Origin of the sequence: Ruminiclostridium cellobioparum subsp. termitidis CT1112 (assembly GCF_000350485.1) — a bacterium.
Taxonomy (GTDB): Bacteria; Bacillota; Clostridia; order Acetivibrionales; family DSM-1351; genus Ruminiclostridium; species Ruminiclostridium termitidis.
The window spans coordinates 1-24377 of the sequence record NZ_AORV01000037.1 but is presented as its reverse complement, the minus strand read 5'-3'; the positions used below and the strand labels follow the sequence as shown (position 1 = coordinate 24377).

Below are 24377 nucleotides of genomic sequence, written 5' to 3'. Positions count from 1 at the left end.
CGTATAGCTATCCTAAAAGAAATACATGCAGTCAGCTATTTGAAAAGCAGGTTGAAAAAAATCCTGACAAAGTAGCCGTTGTTATGGCTGGAAAAAGTCTAAGCTATTATGAATTGAATGAACGCTCTAATCAATTAGCAAGAATGCTTAAAAAACACGGAGTTAAAAAAGGAGATATTGTTGGAATTTTTCTACCTAGATCCATTGATGTGATTATAAGTGTCCTTGGAATTCTTAAGGCAAATGCAACCTGTCTTCACATAGACGTAAAGTATCCTATGGAAAGAGTAAATTTCATACTTGAAGATAGTAATGCCAAAACAATTTTGAAGTACAAAGAAGCTATTATAGATAATAGTTTTGAGGATATGCTAATAGATATTGATTGTTGTAATTTGAACCAGTTTGAAAAAGATAACATTGATGAATTTCAGGAATCTGACCAGCCGGCATATGTTATTTATACTTCAGGTACTACGGGGAAACCTAAAGGGGTAATGTTACATAACTGTGGAATAATCAACCATGCTTTTACAAAAATTAGTGAACTTGAAATAAAGAAAAGTGACATTATTGGACATACACTAAGTTTCAGTTTTGTAGCTTCTATATGGCAGATATTCTCACCTTTCTTCATGGGTTCTACATTGGTTTTATATCCTGAGAATGTAATAACAAACTCATTTGAGCTTTTTACAAAGGCTGAACAAGATAAAGTTACAATTTTGGAAGTAGTACCCTCCCTTCTTAATTCTTATTTAGAATTAATAGAAGATTCGGGAGAAAAAGTTCCTCTTTTAAGCTTAAAGGTTTTGGTTTTAACAGGTGAGAAAGTTACACCAACTTTGGTTAACAAATTCTATAATCATTATAACAAAACTCTTATCAATGCATATGGACAAAGTGAGTGCTCTGATGACACTCTCCATTATAGAATACCTTTTAGTACTGATACAACTAATGTGCCAATTGGGAAGGCTTCACATAATACGCAGATATACATCTTAAATAAAGACTTGCAGCCTCAACCGATAGGCATTCCAGGAGAACTATATATTTCGGGCGATGGATTGGCAAAAGGATATTTAAACAGAGAGGAATTGACAAAAGAAAGGTTTGTTGAAAATCCTTTTAAAAGAGATTCATTAATGTTTAAGACAGGGGATATAGTTAAGTGGTTGCCTGACGGGAATATAGACTATTTAGGTAGATCAGATAATCAAATTAAAGTTAGAGGATTTAGAATTGAACTTGAAGAAATAGAGTTTGCTTTATCAAGATATCAAAAAATAAAAGAGGCGGTCGTAATTGATAGAAAAGATAAAAATGGGAATCAATATATTTGTGCGTTTTATACTTCCATTGAAAATATTCCAATAGCGGAAATAAGACAATTCCTTGCTGATATTTTACCTGATTATATGTTACCTGCTTATTTTATAAAGTTGGATAATATACCGATTAATGTAAACGGTAAAGTAGATAGATTACGATTACCACAACTTACTGATGATATAGTTGACGAATTTGAATATGTTCCTCCACAGGGGGAAATTGAAGAAGTAATTGCTTTAGTGTGGAGAGATTTATTGATGATAGAAAAAATAGGAAGAGATCAAAATTTCTTTTACATAGGAGGTAATTCACTTAAGGCAGTAACTCTTATTTATAGACTACAGAAGGAATTTAAAATAACTATACCATTATTGGAGATATTTAAATTCCCTACAATAAGTGGTCTTGCAAACTATTTAAGGGGAGAAAGTAAAACTGAGTATTTTTCAATAAAGCCGACAGAAAAAATGGACTACTATCCTGTATCATCCGCACAAAGAAGAATATTTTTTGCAAGCCAAATTTATCCAGACAGCATTGCTTATAATGTCTATGGTGCATTAAAAATTGAAGGGAGGATTGACCTAGGTAAGATTGAGATTGTAATAAACTTATTAATTGAAAGACATGATATATTAAGAACTTCATTCAAGCTATTAAATGGTGAGCTTGTTCAGGTAGTACATAATAAAATTGATTTTAATATTTTATATGTAAATTTGCCAAAAGAACCTTTAAATAATATTATAGAAAACTTTATTCATCCATTTGACCTAAGTAAGGCACCTCTTTTGAGAGTTGGCTTGATAGGCGTTTCCGAAAATGAATGGATATTTATCTATGATATACACCACATAATTTCCGATAGATTATCAATCAAAATTTTATTAGAGGAATTTGCGGCTTTATATGCAGATATAAAATTACCTGATGTAAAATTGCAATACAATGATTTTGCTGATTGGCAAAATAAGATGTTAAATAGTGATGTTATCAAAGAACAGAAAAGTTTTTGGATGGATTTATTTAATGGAGATATTCCTTGTTTAAATATGCCTACTGACTATAATCGTCCGAATACAAATTCTTTTAAAGGTGATGTTATTAATTTTGAGTTGAGCAAAGAGCTTTCTGACAAATTAAATAGTTTTATACTCAAAACTAACACAACGCATAATATAGTGATAATGGCTATTTATTCAGTACTTCTAAGCAAATATACGGGGCAGGAAGACATTATTGTTGGAACATCTACATCGGGGAGGCAGCATACCGACCTGGAAAATGTTATAGGTATGTTTGTTAATACACTAGCGATAAGAACATTCCCAACTGGCCAAAAGACCTTTATCGAGTATCTGGGAGAAGTTAAGGATACCTTAATTAAAGCGTATCAAAATCAGGACTATCAGTTTGATGACCTTATTAAAGAGTTAAATATCACTACTGATAACACTAGAAATCCGTTGTTTAGTACGATGCTTATTACACAGAACATTCAATTCCCAGATTTAAAAGTCAATAATTTAACTATTACGCCACTGGAAATAGAAAAGAATGATTCTAGGTTTGATTTTCAATTAGATATATTCATAGAAAGTGACGCTATTAGATTTAAGCTATATTTCTGTACTGATCTTTTTATGAGAAAAACGATGGAAATCTTCCGCGACCGCCTACTCTTAGTTATAGAAGAGATTCTTGAAAACTCAAATAAAAAGATAGTAGATATTGAGAGTCAGTCAGAAAGTAAGATGAACATGCTTTTAGATTTTAGTAAGGAACTCTAGAGAGTAGGAATGGTGTAAGTATGAAAGATAATGAATTAATCGGAATCGTTGGTGGTGTGGGACCTTATGCGGGGATTGACCTTGTTAAGAAGATATTTGACCAAACACGTACAAATACTGATCAAGATCATCTATCAGTAGCTTTATTATCAATGCCTACTCATATAATTGACAGGACTGCATTTGTTTTAGAAAAAACTAATGTCAACCCGGCATATGCTGTAGTCGAGATTATAAAGAGATTAAAGAATCTTGGTGCATCTGTTGTTGGTATACCATGTAATACTATGCATACCCCACAGATATATGATGTATTAATTCAAGAACTAAGAAGCGAAAATATTGATATTAAAGTAGTACATATGATTTATGAAGTTGCTAAGTTTATTGCTAAGTATTATCCGGATACACGGAAAATAGGAGTACTTTCAACTAATGGTACATATCAATCCGGGGTTTATAAAAGTATCTTTAATAAAATGGGTCTAGACATTATTATGCCTAATTGGGTAATTCAAAAAAATGTAGTTCACAATGCTATATACAATCCCGAATATGGGATCAAAGCACAATCTAATCCTGTATCTAAAGTAGCAAGAAACTTATTATTCGATGGGATATATCATTTACAAAGTAAAGGGGCTGATATTATAGTTCTAGGTTGTACCGAGGTGTCTCTTGCAATTACGGAAAATATGTTAAATGGCTCAGCGATTATCGATTCAACTTTTGTTTTAGCCAGAGCTTTAATAAGAGAATTGGATGCATCAAAATTAAAGCCATACTTGAAAGAGGATATAGGCTATCATGGTGGAAAGGGTAAAATAATAAATTTCGAGAAGTGTATTCTCGAACAGTAGTTGTGGTAATTATCGTAATAAATTTCATGAATTTAATAAGATAGAAGAATATTGTCGAGCCCAGAGTAATCAAAAATAGCCTAGTAAGTAAGCCTTCATTTTGGGATGAAAAAGGATATTAGGTTAATTGGAAGTTTTGACCAAAATAGAAAAGTCTATATATAGAAATAAAATAGGGGGATATATGTGCGGAATTTGTGGAGTTTTTGATATGAACAGTCAAAAAAGGGGAGAATTAAGTACTATAGAAAGAATGTTAAGGAAATTGGAACACAGAGGGCCTGATAATTCGGACTATTTTATACGAGATAGCATTTCTCTGGGTTTTTCCAGACTTAGTATAGTAGATTTGGAAAGTGGGATGCAGCCAATTTTCAATGAAGATAAGTCCATTGTCTTAATATGCAATGGTGAAATTTTCAATTATATTGAGTTAAGACAAAAGTTGGTATTAGAAGGGCATCAATTTAAAACAAATTCAGATGTTGAAGTTATTTTGCATCTATATGAAGAGTATGAAATAGATTCGTTTATTAATGAGCTAAATGGACAATTTGCATTTGCAATTTATGACTTCAATAAAAATCAGTTGCTATGTGCCAGAGATCATGTTGGCATTGCTCCTTTTTTTTATACTGTAGCAGATGGACTCTTTATATTTGCCTCAGAAATAAAAGCAATAATAGAACATCCGGCAGTTGAAAGGGCAGTAGATTTAGTAGGATTGGATCAAATATTTACATTCCCTGGTATTGCAAGTCCAAGAACACTTTTTAGAGATATAAAAAGCTTAAGCAATGGATGCTATATTGTAGTAAGAGGAAATAATGTAGAAGTAAGGGAGTACTGGGATTTAATTTACCCCGAAGCAGGTGAAGCAAGCTATGTAGCAAATGAGGATTACTACATTGAAAAGTTAGATGAGTTGCTGACAGAGTCTGTTAAACTTAGGCTACAAGCAGATGTTCCTGTTGGTTTCTACTTAAGCGGAGGACTAGACTCTTCCTTGATAGCAACAAAGATAAAACAGATAGACGGAAGTCTTAATAGACATTCATTTTCTATAGATTTCCCTGATAAGAGTATTTCAGAATCAGCTTTTCAGAGGGTAATAGCAAACAAGGTGAATTCTATACATCATGAAAAAATGTTTTATCATTATGAAATTGTAAATAGACTTAAAAAATCTGTATATCACTCGGAATGTGCCTTAAAGGAAACATATAATACTGCATCTATGGCTTTATCTGAATCAGTGAGGGCGAACAATATAAAGGTTGTTTTAACCGGTGAAGGAGCAGATGAGCTTTTTGGAGGATATGTAGGCTATAGATTTGATAAATTGAGAATGCAGCAGAAAAGTCAAGATAATCAAGGGAATTTATTCGAAAATGAAGTTCGTAGAAAGATTTGGGGAGATGAAAACTTTTTATATGAAAAAGAATATTACTCATATCAGAATACAAAACAGGAATTATACTCAAGAGAAATACAAGAAATATTCGAAAGTGTAAATTGTTTAAATTATCCCATTATAAATAAGGAACGTATTAACCGTAGGGATATCTTCCATAAGAGGTCATATGTTGATTTTAAATTACGTATGTCAGACCATCTGCTATCTGATCATGGAGATAGAATGATGTATGCTAATTCAGTGGAAGCTCGCTACCCATTCCTAGATAAAAACTTAATTGAATTTGCGATAAATATTCCTGTGGATTTCAAACTTAGAGGTTTTGATGAAAAATATATATTGAAAAGGGTAGCTAAAAGTTTAGTACCTGATGAAATAATAAAAAGGCCAAAATTTGCATTTGTTGCACCTGGTAGTTCAGAATTACTTAAGCAAGATATTGAGTTTATTGAGGATTTACTTTCTTACGAAACAATAAAACGTCAAGGCTACTTCAATCCTGATGTTGTGCAGGCGTTAAGAAAAAAATATAAAGAGCAGGGGTTTAAGTTAAATGTTCCATATGACAGTGACTTGCTTATTATCGTTATTACTTTCGGGATTTTTATCCAGCAATTTCAGATGCCGTCTATAAGGTGAGGAGTTTTACTTTGAATTAAAAAGTTTATATGTTTTAATGATGTAAGTATGTAGAGTTAATTAATAAAAAGATTTAAGAGGTGATGTGATAAGTGGGTTTGTCAGCTATTAATGAATGTATCAATAATAATTATCACGATACTTCAAACGAAGTAAACGAGCAGCATATTATAGACATGTTTAGAATCTCAAAGGAAAATCAGGAGTTTGAAGAAGAAGCAGAAAATGTGATTAACAAAATAATAAAAGATTTCCTATTGTCTGAAAATGCAAATTCCAGTGCAGAGCTGAAAGAGGTAATCAATAATTTTGAATGTAGTAGAATTCCAAATAATCCAATTAATTTATTAGATTATTTGAAGTTATTAAATGATAATGTCATAGCACATGCCACACATGTATCATCGCCAAGATTTATTGGACATATGACATCATCACTCCCGTATTTTATGAAGATTATGGGAAAGTTACTGGTATCGTTAAACCAGAATTTGGTCAAGGCAGAAACATCAAAGGTATTTACCCCATATGAGAGACAATCCTTAGCAATGATGCATAGATTAATATATAACTTTCCAGAGGAGTTTTATGACAAACATATTCAGGATAATAATAGTACACTTGGCATCATAACGTCAGGAGGCACAATAGCTAATTTGACAGCATTATGGTGTGCAAGAAATGCTTGTCTTCCTCCAGAAGGTGATTTTAAAGGTGTTGAAAAGGAAGGGTTATATAATGCTCTACTACATTATAACTATACAGGAGCTGTTATCATTGGCCCAGAGACTATGCATTACTCATTTGATAAGGCAGCAGACATGCTTGGAATAGGGGAAAAAAATCTTATCAGAGTACATGTAGATAATAATAATCATATAGATTTGGCAGAACTCGAAAGCACAATTTTAAAATGCAAGGCACAAAAAAAACTAATTATTGCTATTGTTGGCGTTGCTGGTGCAACCGATAGCGGTAGTATTGACCCGATTAATGATATGGCTGATGTTGCTAATTCAGCTGGTATCCATTTTCACGTGGATGCAGCTTGGGGAGGTGCACTTATATTCTCAGAAAAGTATAAGTACAAGCTTGCGGGGCTTGAAAAGGCAGATTCAGTAACTATTGATGGGCATAAGCAATTATATCTGCCTATGGGTATAGGTATGGTTTTTTTCAAGAATAATTTACTGGCTGGCAATATAGAAAAGAATGCACAGTATATAATCAGGGCAGGTTCCTTTGATTTAGGAAGGAGGTCTGTGGAGGGTTCACGCTCTGGAACATCACTATATTTGCATACTGCGTTACACGTATTAGGACTTAAAGGGTATGAAGTGCTTATTAACGAAGGGATAACTAAAGCCTATTATATGGCAGATTCTATAAGATCAAGACCTGAGTTTGAATTACTTTCATATCCGGAAACAAATATATTAGTCTATCGTTTTATTCCTGAAGAATTTAGAATGCAGGTTAAAGCTGGACAAGTAAGTAGGTCTGAAAACAACATAATAGATAAGTACAATGAAACTTTGCAAAGGACTCAAAGGAAGGTAGGTAAATTCTTCAATTCACGTACTAAAGTCAAAACGAGTCTTTACGGCAGAGGTGTTCAGGTTGTGGCAATACGTTCTGTTATTGCAAATCCATTAACCATGAAAGCAGATATAGATGCTGTCTTGGAAGATATTATAAGAATTTCTAAGGTTATAGTGAAAGACTAATCGTTTTTTTTAGTAAACTAAAATATAAGAGGCAAGAAAATTTTTCTACAATCGAAAAATCTTCTTTTGAACTGAAGGGTTATAAAATGGTGGAACATACCATTTTTTCATTTACTTTTTATTATGCTGTTGTTAGCGGCAGATGGAGGTTTTAATGTTTATTAATGAAGTTATCACAAAGATATGGGAACCTGTTTCCTTACAATATGAAAAGACCTATAAGGAAGCATCACTTTTAAATACTGAAGAGTTATTTAATTTAATTAAAGAAAATATTGAGGAAAAAATTAATTACATTAGGGTTATAAACACACCCGACTTTTCAATAACAGCACTTGCTACTAGTGGTTGTCCGCACTGCAATAAAAATGGCAAGTTTGCTGCATGCAGTATGTGTGATTATTCTTCTCCGCATGCAATAGGCATTGCTAGGATGGATAATTTAAAACATAGAAGTCCTGAATTATATGCTCAAATTGTTAGGCTAAGTTTTGAACAAGCAAGAGGTGTAATGCCGGAATCAAGCATTTTAGAGTCAATAACTACCTATGATAGTCTAAATTCAGAGGAAGTTACTGATGAGGTTTTCGATGAGGTTTTTGGAAAGGGTGAGTTATTCAAGGGTAAACCGTTTAAATTGGGAATAGAAACAAGGGCTTCAAGTGTTACCCAAAGTAAACTGGTAAAATGGAAAGAAAAATTAGGAAAGAGAGTCAGAGTTGAAATAGGTGTTGAAGTAAAAAATGACTGGATAAGAAATAATTGGATTAATAAGAACATTACCAATGACCATATTAAGAATGCAGTTGAATTAATTATTGAGACCGGATGGGAGCCGAATGGCAATGTACTGATTGGAATTCCTGGACTTACTGAGGAACAGTCCATAGAGTTATTCTATGAGACAGTTATTTGGATGGATCAGTTAGGATTTAAATATATAATATGTTCTCCTGTAGCGATAAAAGAAATGACATTGCAGGGGTTTATATATAGAGAGTTACGGGAAAATGAATCTCTAGTAGATTTAGGAGTTGTATACGGCGAACAAACAGGAATGCCATGGATATTTACGGTTGTGAGGGCTATACATGCTGTTATAAGTAGAAGACCCGACTTAGCAAGAAAATTAATCTTAAGTGAAGTTAACTTTCCTAACTACTATAATTGTATAGAGCCATTTTATAACAAAAATGGCATGTCAAATAACATGTCTGACATAAAAAAGTCTATAAGGGAATTTGCACTTAATAAGGATCCGAAGGTAATCATAGACTTATATAGTAATATGCAGGAGCATCCATACTATACTTTGTATCAAAATATTCTGGATAAACAAAAAAAATATTCAGATATAAAAACAGTAATTTCTAAAGTTGGTGAAGAAATTTCAAAGTTAATGTGGCCTGATAATTGGCATGAGAAAGTAAGTGAGCTAAAAGAGGAACTGGGTAAATTAACAATAACTTAGCATCAGAAATACAAATAAAATTCTAAGTAGTCTAATTTGATAGAAGGAGCAAATGTTATGTCAAAAAACACTTTTCAAGACAAATTACTTGAAACGTTTAAATTATTTTCTGATAAAATTGCAATTGAATATAACGATAACTCTATAAAGTATTCACAACTTGATCAGAAAACTAATAAAATTGCGAACTATATACTACAAAAAGGTATACAACAAAATTCTCTCATAAGTATTCTTGTAGAAGACAAAGTAGAAGTAATTTCACTTATAATTGGTATTTTAAAGGCTGGGTGTATATTTGTTCCTATTGATCCAGCCAACCCTGCAAAAAGGATAGAATACATAATCAATTCTACGGAAACAGAAGTTTTATTCTGGGATGAAAATAGTGGAAAAAGAGAATTTAATTTTACTAATAAACAAAATAGTAAAATTCAAACTATATTAATAAATGAAGATTTTTATAATAATTCTTTATCAGATGAGTACAAACAAAGCTGTCAATACTGTTCGGATGATCCTATTTATATATATTTTACATCAGGATCGACAGGCAATCCTAAAGCAATTGTGGGTAGAAATGAAAGTTTATTGCATTTTATTGAGTGGGAAATCGCAGAATTTGCAATAAATCAAAATACCCGCATAAGCCAATTTACATCGCCATCTTTTGATGCGTTTTTAAGAGACATATTTGTACCATTATTTGCAGGAGGAACTGTTTGTATCCCTGTAAGGAAAGAAATAATACTTGACACTGCGAGCATGGTAGACTGGATAAGAAAAAAACAAGGTAAATATAATACATTGTACTCCAAGTCTATTTAGAGTGTTTAGTGCTGGTACAATTTGTACAGAGAACTTTAAAGACCTAAATTATGTATTTATGGCTGGAGAGGTTCTAAAACCTAATGACCTTGAAAATTGGTATTCAATATTTGGTGATAGGATACAATTAGTGAATTTTTATGGGGCATCTGAAACTACAATGATAAAAATGTTTTATCCTATAAAGTCTTCAGATGTAAAAAGAAAATCTATTCCAATTGGTAAGCCTATAAAAGGGGCAAAGGCGGTAATTCTAGATAAGAACCTTAATATCTGTAATCAGGGAGACATTGGCGAAATATATATACGTACTCCTTATAGAACGTTAGGGTACTATAAGAATCCTGATTTAAATAAAGAAAAATTTATAATCAATCCATTTAATAAGGATCCCAATGATTTAATTTACCGTACAGGAGATTTAGGGCGATTATTAGAGAGTGGGGATATTGAGTTTTTAGGTAGAATAGATCGCCAAATTAAAATCAGGGGCATTCGAGTAGAGTTAGGTGAAATTGAAAAAGAATTATCTAAATTTACTGGTATTAAAAAGTGTGTCGTTGATTTTAGAAATGACAGTAAAAATGTAGAAGAGAAAGCTAAAGCAGAATATTGTAAAAAATGTGGAATAACGACACGTTTCCCCGAAGCGGTTTTGGATACAGTTGGATATTGTAAAATATGCAATGATTATGAAACGTATAAGAGCAAAGCCCAAAGTTACTTTGGAACAATGGGTGACCTAAATAGTATTTTTCAAAATAGTAAAAAGGATAATAAAAGTGAATATGACTGTATTCTCTTATTTAGTGGAGGTAAAGATAGTACTTTTGTATTGTACAAGTTGATAGAAATGGGTTTGAAAGTACTAGCTTTTACTTTTGATAATGGATTTATATCTAAAACGGCATTGAATAATATTCAAAATACTGTAAAGGAACTTAATATAGATCACATAATTGGGACTTACGATGACATGAATAAAATCTTTTTAGAAGGGCTACGGGAGGAAAGTAGTGTTTGCAACGGCTGTTTTAAAGTCTTGCGAATTCTAAGTACAAGGCTGGCATATGAAAAAGGTATAAAATATATAGTAACTGGACTATCAAGGGGGCAGATTTTTGAATTACGACTATATGATGCTTTCAAGCAGGGGATATTGGTATCTGATGAGATTGAAAAAAGAATTTTTGACCAAAGAGTACTGTATCATGGAAAAGATGATTACGTGAGTAGAGTAATTGGTTCAGATTTATTAATTAATAAAAGTATGGTTCAAGAAATTGGACTTATTGATTTTTACAGATACTCAGATGTCACTAAAGAGGAAATTATTGAGTTTTTAAAATCTAAAAGTTCATATTGGAACAATCCTTCCGACACCGGTTTTTGCTCTAGTAATTGTATGATTAATGATGTGGGGATACATATTCAGAGGAATGAGAGAGGATATGACAATTACACTTTTCCTAATAGCTGGGACGTTCGTCTGGGACACACCTCGATTGCAGAGGCAAAGAATGAGTCCGAAGGTGAAGTAAACTTGCAAAAAGTACAGGATATACTGGAAAAATTAGGCTATAACGATACATATAGGAATAAGACTTACTTAAAAGAATATCTAGTTGCATATTATACTTCTGATAAGCAGTTAAATACACATGAAATAAGGGCATTCATGGAGAGGAGTCTTCCAAGTTATATGATTCCGACTTATTTTATTGAAATCAGTAAAATACCGTTAAATACCAACGGAAAGATAGCGTATAATGAACTACCTGATCCAAGAAAAAATATTATTAAGAAATATATAGCACCAAGGGATGAAACAGAGGTTACTTTGGAAAAAATTTGGTGTGAAATACTTGGAATAGATAAGGTAGGTATTAATGAAGACTTTTTACAAATTGGTGGTCATTCTCTAAATATAATGCAATTAATATCAAAAGTTACTTCAGAATTTAATGTTGAGATTCCATTATCGGAAATTTTTAAAAAGGCTACTATTGAAGAATTAGGTAATTTTATAAAAACCACTGCTAATAAATCTAATATAACTATCAATAAAAATGAAATATGCGAATATTATCCGGCAACAGTTTCTCAAAAGAGAATGTATGCACTTAGTCTAATTAAAGGAGCCGGGGTTGTACAAAATATTCTTTTTGGAGTAAGAATCAAAGGGGATATTAATAAAGAACGAATTCAGGATATATTTAGAATATTAATTGACAGACATGAAATATTACGTACACATTTTGAAATAAGTAATAATGAGGTGGTACAGGTAGTACACGACCATATCGACTTTAACGTAAATTTTGTTAAGGCGGAAAAATCTGAAGATGAAGTAATAATTGATTTGATAAAGCCTTTTAATACAGACGATTTACCTTTGTTTAGAGTGAATGTTATTGAGGTTCAAAAAAATGAAAAAATCCTACTATTAGATATGCATCACACAATCTCTGATGGGATATCAATTGGTATTATAGCGAGGGAGTTTATAAATTTATACAAAGGGAAGGAACTTCCGGAATTAAGGATTCAGTATAAGCATTATGCATTATGGCAGGAAGAAGGACTAAAAACGGGGTTATTCAAAAAACAGGAGGATTACTGGTTAAATTTGTTAGGAGGTGAAATACCGAAAATAAGTATTCCTACTGATTATCCTAAAAAGTGGATTCGTAGTTTTAAGGGAGATACTATTACTGTACATGTTGGAAAAGAATTAGCGTTTTACATAAAAAATCTTGCAACAGAAAGTGGTACTACTCTTTATATGTTGCTTTTAGCAGTATACAATATACTTTTATCAAAGTATACCGGGCAGGAGGATATTATTGTAGGCTCTATTTCATCAGGGCGGCACCAAATGGATTTAGATAATATGGTTGGTATGTTTTTAAACAATATTGTAATGCGTAATAAACCAGCAGCCGATAAAAATTTTAATGACTTCTTGGCTGAGGTTAAGTCAAATGCATTGGCAACCTATGAAAACCAGGATTATCCTTTTGAATTGCTAGTTGATAAATTAGGTGTTAAGGTGGGATTGGGAGAAAGTCCAATATTTAATACATTGTTTTCATTACAAAATGTGCCTATGCCAACTGAAACCATAGATGAACTTACATTTGAACAGGTTAAGAATATCAGAACTAATACATCAAGACAGGATATCAGCTTGCTGGCATATGAACAAGAAGATGGTATTAAACTTGACTTTGAATATTGTTCTAAGCTGTTTAATAGAGTAACAATAGAGAGGATGGCCTCAGATTACTTAGAAATCTTGGGACAAGTATTACAAGATAAAAACATAAGAATAGACGATATTAAATTAACCGAAAGAGAGGTTGTATTATGATTAATGATAAGCAACCTGATAGATATCAATCAGAAGCCAATGGAAATTGGTATCATCATATTTTATCAGAACTACCTTTTGGATTTGCAGATGGAAAAACATATAATAATTTTTGTGAAATAGTAAAAAAGGAACCTGATACCATTGCCGGTGAGTACGAAGGAAACTATATGTCTTTTGCAGAGCTAGATATAAAATCGGATATTTTCTGCAACTATCTGCTGCGTGAAGTTAAAATTAAACAGGAGGAAAAGGTTGGATTTCTTGACCTCAACCATTTAAAGCTGCCAGTCTATATTATAGGCGCATTAAAGGCTGGTGTTTCTTATTTGGTAATAAATACCCAGTTATCAGAAAATGACGTTGCTCAGCTTATCAACATGAATAAAATAAGCATAATAGTATCAGTTAAAAGTCATATAAAAATACTGAATGATTTACAATGGCAATGCAAAGATTTTAATACATATATATGTATAGATACTGACGATGCACACCATGAGGATGAATTGACAGAGAGTGTCCTAATGAATAAAAAGTTATGGGAGTATGTCGGGAAAATTGCTAACGATGATATTGAAGGGGGAGGATGGGTTAACAGTTATACAGGTTTTCATTTTACAAGACGGGAAATGGACGAATATATGAACAATATTTTTGTCAAGTTGAAACCATATTTAAGTAAGGAATCAAAAGTATTAGAAATAGGATGTGCATCCGGCATTAGTATGTATAAGTTAGCTCCTTATGTCAACTTATATTACGGAACAGATTTTTCTAAAGTAATTATTAAGAAAAACGAACAGAATGTAAGAGAAATGAATATTAACAACATTAAACTGGCATGTCTTTCAGCAGAGGAGATTGATATGGTAGATGAAAGTAACTTTGATATTACTGTTATGAACAGTGTCGTTGTATGTTTTAGTGGGTTAAATTACTTAAGGAAAGTGCTTAAAAAAGTTATTAGTATTATGAAAAATAATGGAATCATATTTATTGGAGATATAATGGATCAGGATTCTAAAGGAGAGCTTTACCAATCGTTAGTGGATTTTAAACAAAAGTATCCGGAGTACAAAACTAAAACAGATTTGTCAAATAAGCTATTTTGCTCGAAATTATATTTTGAGGATCTATCGATAGATATTCCGGAAATAGATAGTATTCATATATCACCCAAAATTTACACCATTGAAAATGAACTGACTAAATATCGTTACGATGTACTGATTAAAATCGACAAAAATCCAAATAAAAAAAGCAGAAACTTGAATAAGAATAAGCAGCAACATGGTAGTAATATTCTTCAAAGATATAGTTTAAGTTTTAATACAAATATTTAAGGTGATAAAATATGTTAAATAAAAAGGTATTAAAAAATATTGAACCTTTTAATGATATTTTCTATAAGGGTTGTTTTTATAGTTCTCTGTTTCCAATAATCAGTAGCTTCAATAGAAATATTATGTCTATATTGACAAATGACATTATTATATACAATTACGCTAAAGATGGTAATACAATTCTATTAAACAAGATATTCAAGCCAGTTAAAGATTTAGAAGAAGTTATGCATGGTGAGTTAATCACTGTTAAAACTTATACAAATTGTACCGATATTATAGGGTTTATATCAGCAGAAATATCAAATGAAAAACCTATTGTTATATGGGTAGATAGTTTCTACCAATCAAATAGATACGATACATATATGAAGAAACATTGGCCACACACATTGCTAATTTATGGTTATGATAATTATAGTAGTACATTTGATATAATAGAGCACAATCATCATGAAAGTCTGTCATATCAGAAAGTTGTTATTGCTTATCAAGATACTGTTGATGCATATAAAGGCTACCTTGAAAATTTTGAACAGAATTCTGATTCTTCAATATTTGTTTTTAACTCTGATACAGATAAATCAGGTAACGATGATTTTCAGTCTAACGATAAATATCAATCAATTTATATTAAAAACTTACATTCAAGCATCTCAATAATAAGTCATGGGATTGAGGGTTTAAAAGCATTCACGAAAGATTTTAACTTGATAATCAGTAAAGAGGAAGTATTATTTGCTAATATGGAAGGTTTATTGGAAGGTGTTAATAGCATCATAAATGCAAAACAAGCAGAAAAATATAAAATTACAAAACTGTTCCCGGAATTAAAAGAACCAATAGATACGCTTGACGAAATACTTAAGCATTGGAACTACTTTAGAACTATATGTGGGAAATTTCTCTACTCATCAAATTATAGAAAGAAAGATTTTGATAATGCATTAAAAAGATTGGACGGCATTTACCTTCTTGAGCAGAAATATCTTAGCGATATCCTTAAAATTTGATATCTTACAATTTAATATTTAATAATTAAAGACCAGTTAGTTAAAGTCAATACAGCATTTTATGTTCTTCGGGAGTCTGCAGCTCGTATAGCTTAGAATCTCTAAGAACAACAAAAATAATGTTGGATACCTTGTGCGTAACAGCTCCAAGAGCAACTTTTTTTAGCTTTGATTCCTTTTTCTTCTGGTAGTATTCATAGAGTACAGGATTGATCGCTTCACCATTTTTCTTAACTCTCACAGAAGCAAGAGCAATGGTAAAAGGTACACGACGACCTATTCTGGTACTCGGCATTTATGATATCCTCAGGCGTTGGGAAGTTCTCTAATATGGTAATACTTGTTGTTCCTGTGATATCAGAGAACACCTTACAAAAACCTGGAAAGACAATACGTAACTGGGTTTTAAGTTTATTCACATAAGCGCTGCGATTATCAACAATAGTATTCTCTGCATAGACATCTAAGATTCATTATTAGTTCAGCAGGCATCACAGAAACCTTGAGATCAGGCGAATAACCAAGACCTGCAATATGTTTTGCATCATATTTATCATTTTTGACTTTTCTTATGCCAACATTCTTGTTAGAATTAGTAATCAGAGGGTTGATGACAAATACCTCAAAACCTAATTCTTTTAGGTGGCAGAAGAGTGGGAAGTGGTAGATTCCCGTGGACTCCATGAAGATTCGAGATTTCATGGAGTATAGCTCTTCTGCTTTTTTTAATTGTCAGAATAGCATTTTTAAGGGAATCAGCTTTGTCATGCTCCACCTTGAAAGGCTTTCTAAACTCCTTTCCATCTGGCGTTAAGATGCAAAGCTAGCTGAAGTCAGCAGCGACATCAACACCGACACTTATGTAATTGTTAAAAAGATTCATTACGGCAAAAGCTCCTTATCATAGTAGGTGTGAATGAGAGTATCCATTCTATTCGGTGAGTAAACATCCTAGCATGTGACACGGGTATCCCGGAGAGCCGGTCCCAACCAGCCAAATAATTAATTCTCACTAATGGAATAATTAGCTTTTTCACGGATATAGACCACTAAAATGGCCTCGCAGGGGGTGATACATTTATCCTCTATTCATGAGAAATTGTATTTAATGATTAAGCAAAAGTCTATACCAACTAAGGGGTTGCTACAAATTGCAAATTAATATTTTACCTGATGGAGTGTGAAGAAGTGGGATACACATCCAATTCAGGAATGAACTGATATTTTTGAAGTTGAATATTTAAGATTGTCCAAACATACAGAAAAGAAATGAAATTAACATTCGGAAGATTCAGCTTCTGATTATATAAAACCAATGTAACTATGTTACGAATTTATTATACTAGTGAGGTGATTATCATAAGTTTTTAACCTAGGTAAGAAGGTAATAATATACCACTTTAATGTAGGCATACCTTTATTTTAAAAAAAATTATAATTATATTCAAAAAGAAAGGAAAAATGTATAATGAGTTTTTCAATTATACAAGTGTGAAAAAATGGTTAATAAAGATATAGAAATAATAATAGAAAAGGTAAAAGAGATAATTGTTGATGTAGCTGATTTTGAATTAAATGTAAATGATATTCAAAATGGCAAGGATAGTATCAAAAATCTGGGTTTAAACTCACTGGGAATAATAAGAATGCTTGTGGGTATTGAAAAAGAATTTGATGTAGAAATTGATCTTGAAGAAACAGAATCCGACATATTAGCATCTGTTGAACAGTTATCCCTTCACATACTTAATTTAAAACATGATCTTTAGGTGTTGGGTACTGATTTGGTATTCAGGCGACGAGTATATCTCCTGCCTCGTTGAAACACGCTGAGGCAAGAAAATTTTTTTGCGATCGGAATTTTTCTTTTAAACCGAAGAGTTATAACAATCATTAAGTTCATTTTTATTCAGACGATAAACCAATCATTATTTTATATGTTAATTCTTATTTAAATTATTTATTAGGGTATAGCATCCGGTAATAAAAGCTTTGATAAGAGTTTATCTATTTTGAATAGAATAAATTGTCGAAAGAAGGTAAAGTTTGTGATTTACAAAAACGTTTTGGATATGGCCGGTAATACCCCTATGATACAAATATTCTCTAAAGATTTAATGAACATCAATCTATTTGGTAAACTTGAATTTTATAATCCAACGGGAAGTGTCAAAGACCGAGCAGCTTCTTATATCCTTAAAAAGGTAGTGAGTACTAACGAGATTAATAAAGATACATTAATTATTGAGTCCTCCTCCGGAAATTTTGGCATAGCTCTTGCAGCAGTATGCAAAAAGGAAAATCTGAATTTTACATGTGTAATTGACCCGTGCATTAATCCGATTAACGAAGTACTTATTCGTCAGTTAGGGGCTAGTATTATAAAGGTTGACGTTCCGGATGAAAATGGGGGATTTTTGCTAAATAGAATTATAGAGGTAAAAAAGTTTTTAGCTAAAAATCCTAATTCGTATTGGGTTAATCAATATAGTAATAAATATAATTCAGATGCGTATTACTATCTCTTAGGAGAAGAAATATGCAATTCTGTGGAAAATATAGATTATATTTTTATGGGAGTAAGCTCTGGAGGAACGATTACTGGTGTATCCAGAAAGGTAAAAGAGAGATTCCCAAATGCAAAAGTTATCGCTGTTGATATTTATGGGTCTGTAATATTTGGAGGTAAACCTCATAAACGATATATCCCTGGAATTGGTTCAAGTATGGTTCCTACTATACTAAATGATGCGCTTATAGATGACATAGTAATAGTTGATGAGTTTTCAACAGTAAATGCATGTTATGAGCTTTTAAATGAAAACATGATTTTTGCAGGAGGATCTTCTGGTTCAGTATATTATGCTATAAAAAAATATTTTCATGGTAAAAAATTTAAAAACAAGCCAAACGTTATTTCTATATTTGCTGATAGAGGGGATAGATATGCAAATACAATTTTTAATGAGTGTTGGTGTAAAGAGTTTATGATTAATTCTAGTAAATTAAGTTTAAGTAGTATTTATTGATATTGCGTCATTGATTTAATGAAATGAATTCCATTATCAAATAAGACATATAAAAATACATGGAATTTTGAGAAAAAAATAAATTTGTATAAGAGAGGTTGGTTAAAATGGAACGTGATAGATTGTTGGATATATTGAATTCAAGCTTAAAAAAATACAGTGGTAAAACTGCAATAAAATATAAAGACATTACATATAGTTATGAAGACATTCGTAAAGAGATAATTAATCTTTCAGATGAAATTGATAAGTTAGCTATGAATGTGAATTATCCTATTGGATTATTTCTCAAAAATTGTCCTGAATTTATAATTGGGTATTATGCACTTATAACAAGCGGAACGGTTACAATGCTGGTAGACCACAGCCTAAAGGGAGAGGAACTGTCAGCAATAGCAAATGATTGTCACCTTGGAGGATTTCTATTACATAAAAGTGAAAAGGGCACATTCCCCCTAAAGGAAAAATGCAAATGCGTTCTGGAATATAAAAATTTTATTTTAATGTATTACCAAAATCAGGAGTTTAATAGGCCATATGAAGAGGACAAACTCAAAGATATAATTTCTTGTAGATTTTCTTCAGGTACTACTGGTGTACCAAAATGCATGATGTATACGCAGGATAACGTTATAGCGGCATCTACCAATTGGAAGAGTTCAATAAACCTAAATGAAGAGGATAAGATATTATGTGTTGCAAACTATACCCATGGTTTAGCGTTTAATACTTCGATGCTTTCTCCTTTATCAGTTGGCGCAGAAATTCATATGATTGATAGTTTAATGCCAAGACAAATTGCCAAATACATAGAAAAGGAAAAAATAACAAACTTTGTAGCATTTCCGGTCCTATATCAGATGATGTCAGAAGAATCTCTAAAAGATAAATATGATTTAACTACACTTAGAATTTGTGTATCTTCGGGTACAATACTTCATGCTGAGATAAAGCAAAGGTTTAAGGAAAACATAGGGATATATATTTCTGATTTATATGGAGTTGCTGAAACCGGACTTTGTATACTTAATACCTCAGAGAAAATAGATACTGTGGGAAAAGCTCTAAATGGAGTAGAAATCTCAATTATGGATGATGATGGTAACAAGTTGGATATAAATGAGCAAGGCCAAATAGCCATAAAAAGTGGTTCAATGGCGAAAGGATACTATAATTTTCCGGGATTATTTGAGAAACGGGTAACAGTAGATGGTTTTTATCTTTCAGGAGATATTGCAATAATGGATAATGATGGGTATGTTTACGTAAAAGGCCGTAAACAAGATTTTATTGATGTTGCCGGAAAAAAGGTTGATCCAAAAGAAATTGAAGCGGTTTTATTAAAGTGTGCAGGTATAGATGATGTGGCTGTTTTTGGAAAAAAAAATTCAAAAACAAAACTTGAGGTTATTTACGCTGCTATAGTGTCAAGAGCAGGTTTAAAGAAAGAGGACGTAATTGAATTTGTACAACCACGGCTTGCGCCCTATAAAATCCCACAAAGAATTATTTTTATGGATGAACTACCCAGAAATAGTTCTGGAAAAATACTAAGAAGAGAACTAATTGAAATAGTTGAAGAAAAATAAACTTAAAAGAAGAAGGAGAAAAATATGAGCAAGCCACAGTTTTCTAATAGATTGCTGAATCTCCCACCATATATATTTGAGAAGCTTGAGAAAATGAAAAGTGAGTATATAAAAACCAATTCGAATGTAATTGATCTTGGGGTAGGAGATCCTGATTTTCCAACACAAAGCTCTATTGTTAATGCTATGAAAAAACATTTGGATAAGCCTGAAAATCACCACTATCCGAGTTTTCAAGGGGAATTAGAATTAAGAGAACAAATCAGCCTGTGGTATAAAAAGAACTATAGAGTTGAACTGAATCCAGAAAGTGAAGTAATGATACTTTTAGGTTCAAAAGAAGGTATTGCTCATTTACCTATGGCATTATTAAATGATGGTGATTATGCATTGGTGCCTGATCCGGGATATCCAGCCTACTTGACTAGCATCATACTCGCTGGCGGGAGTCCTCATCTTATGCCGTTGAAAAGAGAAAACAATTATTTCCCAATGGTTGATGATATACCTGCAGATATTGCCATAAAGTCTAAACTTATGTTCCTTAATTATCCCAATAATCCCACATCTGCTATTGCTGAAAAAGAATCATATTCTAGCATTATAAAGTTTGCAGAAAAAAATAATATAATTGTAGCTCAGGATTTTGCATATTCTGAGTTGACATTTGATGGAAGAAAGGCAATTAGCTTTTTGTCTGTAGAGGGATCTAAGAATGTGGGTGTTGAATTCCACTCATTTTCCAAAATGTTTGCTATGACAGGATGGAGACTAGGTTTTGTCGTTGGTAATAAAGAAATATTAAAAGCTCTCGGTAAATTAAAAAGTTGTATAGATTCTGGGGTGTTTAAGGCAATACAATATGCAGGAATAGAAGGAATTACCGGCAGTATGGATAACCTTGAAATGATGAAAAAGGAGTATTCATTACGAAGGGATATTCTTGCCAAAGGACTTGAAAAATTGGGGTGGGATTTTGATTTACCCAGTGCAACATATTACTTTTGGGTAAGGTTACCTAATAAATATAAAATGAATTCAATAGAGTTTTCAGAATACCTATTAAAAGAGAAAGGTCTAATTGTCACTCCTGGCTGTGGTTTTGGGAAAATGGGTGAAGGACATATACGCATAGCAATAAACTTACCCATATGTCAAATAGAGGAGGCAATTAGAAGGTTAGAAACATTATGATTCTGTATAATGATATATTGGGGAGTATCGGAAATACTCCTATTGTAAAAATAAATAAAATTTCTAAAAATATTTTTGCAAAACTTGAATTTTTTAATCCTGGGAGGAGTATAAAGGATAGGATAGCTCTAAATATTTTAGAGCAAGCTGACAAGAATGGAGAGATAGATGAAAATTCGGTTATTATTGAGTCCTCATCCGGTAATACTGGGATAGGGTTGACTTTAGTATGCAGAGTAAAAGGATATAGAAATATAATAGTTATAGATCAAAATTGTCCATCTGAAAAAGTTAAGTTGTTAAAAGCATTGGGAGCCACAATATTAATGCTTACGACTAGAAATAGTGGTTGTGAGGATTTGACAGAAAAAAGAATAGAATTTGTAAACAAAGCTAAGGAAATGATAAAGAGTCTATACATACCAAATCAATACGAGAATAGTAATGCTCCATTAGCACATTACTATTATACTAGCCAGGAAATAATTGATTTTATGGAAGATACGAATATACGGTTTAAAGCTATATTTATAAGTGTTGGTACAGGTGGAACAATTAGTGGTATTTCTAAAAGAATTAAAGAATATGACCCCTCAATAAATATTATAGGAGTAGAGCCACTTGGATCTACTCTTTTTGGAGGTGAAAAAGGGGGGTATCTGCAACAGGGACCGGGAAACTATTTTAAACCCAAAAATCTGATATACGACAACATAGATTTAGGCGTAAAAGTTTCGGATCAGGATGCTTTTAATATGTGTAGAAAACTTGCCTTAAAAGAAGGCATTCTGGCAGGGGGATCTTCAGGTGGAGTTATGCATATGGCGGCAGAAATGTCTAACAAATTTGAAGGCAAAGTTTTATGTGTATTACCTGATGGGGGAGAAAAATACCTAGACTCTGTGTACTCAGATCAATGGCTAGCTGATAAAGGTATTGAGTTAAAGAAGCAAAATAAAATTGATGTTAAAAAAATAAACATAGACGGAGTAAAGGATTTCGCTGAGATTATCAATATATTAAGGGAGGAATTACAATATGAGTATTAAAGAACCATACGAAAAGCTTTTTGGATTTACACCAGAACTGACAGAAAAAAGGCATAACTTCTCAGCTGAAGTGATGCCAGAAATTCTAGAAATTCATGAAGTATTTCGAAAAAAATGCATGAATTCAAATATTCTTGATGAAAAGGTTTCCCAAATGATTCTTTTCGCTATTTTATCATCCCATATGAGGAATGGGGCCAGAGTTCATGCTATCTCATCCAGAAGACTTGGAGCCACATGGGAGGAATTACATTCGGTAGCTAATCTGGTGTTTTTATTTTCCGGTTTATCGGCGATGAATTTCTCAATCAGCATACTTTCAGATTTAAGAAATGAAGAAGAAAATAGCAAGGGACTATAAAATTAATATTAGTGGATAGATATAAGTGGGATCGTTTAGAATTTTTTGCAAAAACATTTATAAAACAATACTTGCAATCCTAATATGAGTATTAGATATATGTAATTATTTAAAATAGGATCCAAACAATGTTCTTATCTATGGAAGCAAATCTGTAGGGCAATTATTTATAGTCGAATTATATTAAAAAAGTGAGTATATATTATGGAGGGATAAGATGATACAAGAAAAGATTAAACATATAATTGCTAAAAATCTTGACTTACAAGTACCTTTACAAGATATCAGAATTGATACAAAGCTGGCAGATATCGGTATAAGTTCTATTACATTTATTAAAATAATTGTTGCTATTGAAACTGAATTTGATTTTCAATTTGATGACGTAAATTTGGATTATGGCAAGTATCCGGATTTGGGTTCACTTATATCTTATGTGCAATTTAAAGTCAATGAATAATTAATACTTAATTAAAATTATTTTTGCTAACAAGTACTAATATGTAAAGGCATAATTATATATATGAAAATGCAAAACCAAACTCAAATATGCTCGGTAAATATTTTACCGGTTACCCCCCCATTAGTTACAACGTATACACATCATGCACATTTTTTATCAATTCTTTCAAACTATAAGTGCACCTATGAATGGATAATGGAAAACTATATTCAATTATATATGTATAGAGATAATTATATTCCTTGGGGGGATTTTTATTTTCCTGCTACTCACGAAGTAAGACCTTTTGATACATGTAAATGGATATCAAGTCAAAAGATACATAGGGATTTGGCAGTGAGTAAATGGGGATCAATTATTGATTTCATTATAGAGCAAATAAATTCAAATGATTATATTCATACAATGGTAAATTATTATTATGTACCACTGTGTGATATTTATGGCAAGTATCATTTTTGCCATGATATCTTTATACATGGATATGATATGAATAAAAAAATTTTATATGTTTCAGATTTTTTTAAAGGAGGGAAATATAGCAGAGAAGAAATTTCATTTTCAGACTTCAGCCTTGCGTTTTCTATGTATAATTGTGCTGGAAATGATGACTATCTATTTGGAAAGATTAACTTATATAAATTTAATAATGAATACACTAATAAGTATAGGTTTAGTTTCAGTGCTGTAATTAATTCCATTAAAAAATATTTGTTGGGGGATTGTCTTGAATATTGGAGTATTTATGACTATGAGAATAATAAAAATAATACAGCTTTCGGTATAGAAGTGTATTCTTCGATAATAAATTATATTAAAAAAACAGCAAACAGTGGAACTGATATTGATATAAGACCATTATATCTAGTTTACGATCATAAGAGCATAATGGC

The 24377-nt window shown here is 31.9% G+C and carries 18 protein-coding genes and 1 pseudogene; 17 read left to right on the top strand and 2 right to left on the bottom strand.

Annotated elements, in window-relative coordinates; translation table 11 throughout:
* The 9 genes from CTER_RS14225 to CTER_RS14185 all read left to right on the top strand — a co-directional run.
* Positions 1 to 3125: non-ribosomal peptide synthetase (locus tag CTER_RS14225; protein WP_004626421.1), on the top strand; the 3125-nt coding region annotated here is incomplete at its 5' end.
* Between the two features lie 20 nt (positions 3126 to 3145).
* The gene (locus CTER_RS14220) at positions 3146 to 3985 is read left to right on the top strand and encodes an aspartate/glutamate racemase family protein (protein WP_004626409.1); all 840 of its coding nucleotides are present in this window, start codon (positions 3146 to 3148) and stop codon (positions 3983 to 3985) included.
* Positions 3986 to 4169: 184 nt separating this feature from the next.
* Positions 4170 to 6041, top strand: a complete 1872-nt coding sequence (gene asnB, locus CTER_RS14215) for an asparagine synthase (glutamine-hydrolyzing) (protein ID WP_004626411.1) — start codon at positions 4170 to 4172, stop codon at positions 6039 to 6041.
* Between the two features lie 92 nt (positions 6042 to 6133).
* Entirely contained in the window at positions 6134 to 7768 is a 1635-nt protein-coding gene (gene panP / locus CTER_RS14210) for a pyridoxal-dependent aspartate 1-decarboxylase PanP (protein ID WP_004626419.1), read from the top strand.
* A 154-nt stretch (positions 7769 to 7922) separates the two neighbouring features.
* Positions 7923 to 9239, top strand: coding sequence for a hypothetical protein (locus tag CTER_RS14205; RefSeq protein ID WP_004626415.1), 1317 nt, complete (start codon positions 7923 to 7925; stop codon positions 9237 to 9239).
* A 57-nt stretch (positions 9240 to 9296) separates the two neighbouring features.
* Positions 9297 to 10067: an AMP-binding protein gene (locus CTER_RS29070; protein ID WP_004626395.1), complete on the top strand. Its 771-nt coding sequence runs from the start codon at positions 9297 to 9299 to the stop codon at positions 10065 to 10067.
* 1 nt (position 10068) lies between these two features.
* Positions 10069 to 13440, top strand: coding sequence for a condensation domain-containing protein (locus tag CTER_RS27020; RefSeq protein ID WP_083909006.1), 3372 nt, complete (start codon positions 10069 to 10071; stop codon positions 13438 to 13440).
* A complete protein-coding gene (locus CTER_RS14190; protein ID WP_004626390.1) occupies positions 13437 to 14786 on the top strand; it encodes a methyltransferase domain-containing protein in 1350 nt (449 codons plus the stop codon). Before CTER_RS27020 ends, CTER_RS14190 begins: the two co-directional genes overlap by 4 nt.
* 11 nt (positions 14787 to 14797) lie before the next feature.
* Complete coding sequence (locus CTER_RS14185; protein WP_004626388.1) at positions 14798 to 15799, top strand: cysteine peptidase family C39 domain-containing protein; 1002 nt, start codon at positions 14798 to 14800, stop codon at positions 15797 to 15799.
* Positions 15800 to 15845: 46 nt separating this feature from the next.
* Here CTER_RS14185 and CTER_RS28875 read toward each other — a convergent pair whose 3' ends face one another.
* Both CTER_RS28875 and CTER_RS28870 read right to left on the bottom strand, forming a co-directional pair.
* The gene (locus CTER_RS28875) at positions 15846 to 16094 is read right to left on the bottom strand and encodes a hypothetical protein (protein ID WP_004626394.1); all 249 of its coding nucleotides are present in this window, start codon (positions 16092 to 16094) and stop codon (positions 15846 to 15848) included.
* A gap of 140 nt (positions 16095 to 16234) precedes the next feature.
* Complete coding sequence (locus CTER_RS28870; protein WP_242834990.1) at positions 16235 to 16483, bottom strand: IS110 family transposase; 249 nt, start codon at positions 16481 to 16483, stop codon at positions 16235 to 16237.
* A gap of 815 nt (positions 16484 to 17298) precedes the next feature.
* Between CTER_RS28870 and CTER_RS14175 the strand changes: the two genes are divergently transcribed.
* The 8 genes and pseudogenes from CTER_RS14175 to CTER_RS14140 form a co-directional block, all read left to right on the top strand.
* The gene (locus CTER_RS14175) at positions 17299 to 17568 is read left to right on the top strand and encodes an acyl carrier protein (RefSeq protein WP_004626398.1); all 270 of its coding nucleotides are present in this window, start codon (positions 17299 to 17301) and stop codon (positions 17566 to 17568) included.
* A gap of 279 nt (positions 17569 to 17847) precedes the next feature.
* The gene (gene sbnA / locus CTER_RS14170; protein ID WP_004626402.1) at positions 17848 to 18828 is read left to right on the top strand and encodes a 2,3-diaminopropionate biosynthesis protein SbnA; all 981 of its coding nucleotides are present in this window, start codon (positions 17848 to 17850) and stop codon (positions 18826 to 18828) included.
* 107 nt (positions 18829 to 18935) lie between these two features.
* Positions 18936 to 20417 carry a class I adenylate-forming enzyme family protein gene (locus CTER_RS14165; RefSeq protein ID WP_004626416.1) on the top strand — a complete coding sequence of 494 codons (1482 nt, stop codon included), beginning with the start codon at positions 18936 to 18938 and terminating at the stop codon, positions 20415 to 20417.
* 24 nt (positions 20418 to 20441) lie between these two features.
* A complete protein-coding gene (locus CTER_RS14160; protein WP_004626413.1) occupies positions 20442 to 21611 on the top strand; it encodes an LL-diaminopimelate aminotransferase in 1170 nt (389 codons plus the stop codon).
* Positions 21608 to 22660: a PLP-dependent cysteine synthase family protein gene (locus tag CTER_RS14155; RefSeq protein WP_004626406.1), complete on the top strand. Its 1053-nt coding sequence runs from the start codon at positions 21608 to 21610 to the stop codon at positions 22658 to 22660. Before CTER_RS14160 ends, CTER_RS14155 begins: the two co-directional genes overlap by 4 nt.
* On the top strand, positions 22650 to 23021 hold the full coding sequence (locus CTER_RS14150) for a carboxymuconolactone decarboxylase family protein (protein WP_004626408.1): 372 nt from the start codon (positions 22650 to 22652) through the stop codon (positions 23019 to 23021). Before CTER_RS14155 ends, CTER_RS14150 begins: the two co-directional genes overlap by 11 nt.
* A gap of 217 nt (positions 23022 to 23238) precedes the next feature.
* A complete protein-coding gene (locus CTER_RS14145) occupies positions 23239 to 23481 on the top strand; it encodes an acyl carrier protein (RefSeq protein WP_004626405.1) in 243 nt (80 codons plus the stop codon).
* Positions 23482 to 23679: 198 nt separating this feature from the next.
* Positions 23680 to 24377 (top strand): annotated as a pseudogene (locus CTER_RS14140) (hypothetical protein); the annotation flags it as partial.

Excerpts from the sequence above, each read along its gene's own strand:
- CTER_RS29070 (WP_004626395.1), top strand. The coding sequence starts at position 9,297 with ATGTCAAAAAACACTTTTCAAGACAAATTACTTGAAACGTTTAAATTA.
- CTER_RS14220 (WP_004626409.1), top strand. The coding sequence starts at position 3,146 with ATGAAAGATAATGAATTAATCGGAATCGTTGGTGGTGTGGGACCTTAT.
- CTER_RS14150 (WP_004626408.1), top strand. The coding sequence starts at position 22,650 with ATGAGTATTAAAGAACCATACGAAAAGCTTTTTGGATTTACACCAGAA.
- CTER_RS14175 (WP_004626398.1), top strand. The coding sequence starts at position 17,299 with ATGGTTAATAAAGATATAGAAATAATAATAGAAAAGGTAAAAGAGATA.
- CTER_RS14155 (WP_004626406.1), top strand. The coding sequence starts at position 21,608 with ATGATTCTGTATAATGATATATTGGGGAGTATCGGAAATACTCCTATT.
- CTER_RS28870 (WP_242834990.1), bottom strand. The coding sequence starts at position 16,483 with ATGGAGTCCACGGGAATCTACCACTTCCCACTCTTCTGCCACCTAAAA.
- CTER_RS14145 (WP_004626405.1), top strand. The coding sequence starts at position 23,239 with ATGATACAAGAAAAGATTAAACATATAATTGCTAAAAATCTTGACTTA.
- asnB (WP_004626411.1), top strand. The coding sequence starts at position 4,170 with ATGTGCGGAATTTGTGGAGTTTTTGATATGAACAGTCAAAAAAGGGGA.
- CTER_RS14190 (WP_004626390.1), top strand. The coding sequence starts at position 13,437 with ATGATTAATGATAAGCAACCTGATAGATATCAATCAGAAGCCAATGGA.
- CTER_RS14185 (WP_004626388.1), top strand. The coding sequence starts at position 14,798 with ATGTTAAATAAAAAGGTATTAAAAAATATTGAACCTTTTAATGATATT.
- CTER_RS14160 (WP_004626413.1), top strand. The coding sequence starts at position 20,442 with ATGAGCAAGCCACAGTTTTCTAATAGATTGCTGAATCTCCCACCATAT.
- CTER_RS14205 (WP_004626415.1), top strand. The coding sequence starts at position 7,923 with ATGTTTATTAATGAAGTTATCACAAAGATATGGGAACCTGTTTCCTTA.
- CTER_RS28875 (WP_004626394.1), bottom strand. The coding sequence starts at position 16,094 with ATGCCGAGTACCAGAATAGGTCGTCGTGTACCTTTTACCATTGCTCTT.
- CTER_RS14165 (WP_004626416.1), top strand. The coding sequence starts at position 18,936 with ATGGAACGTGATAGATTGTTGGATATATTGAATTCAAGCTTAAAAAAA.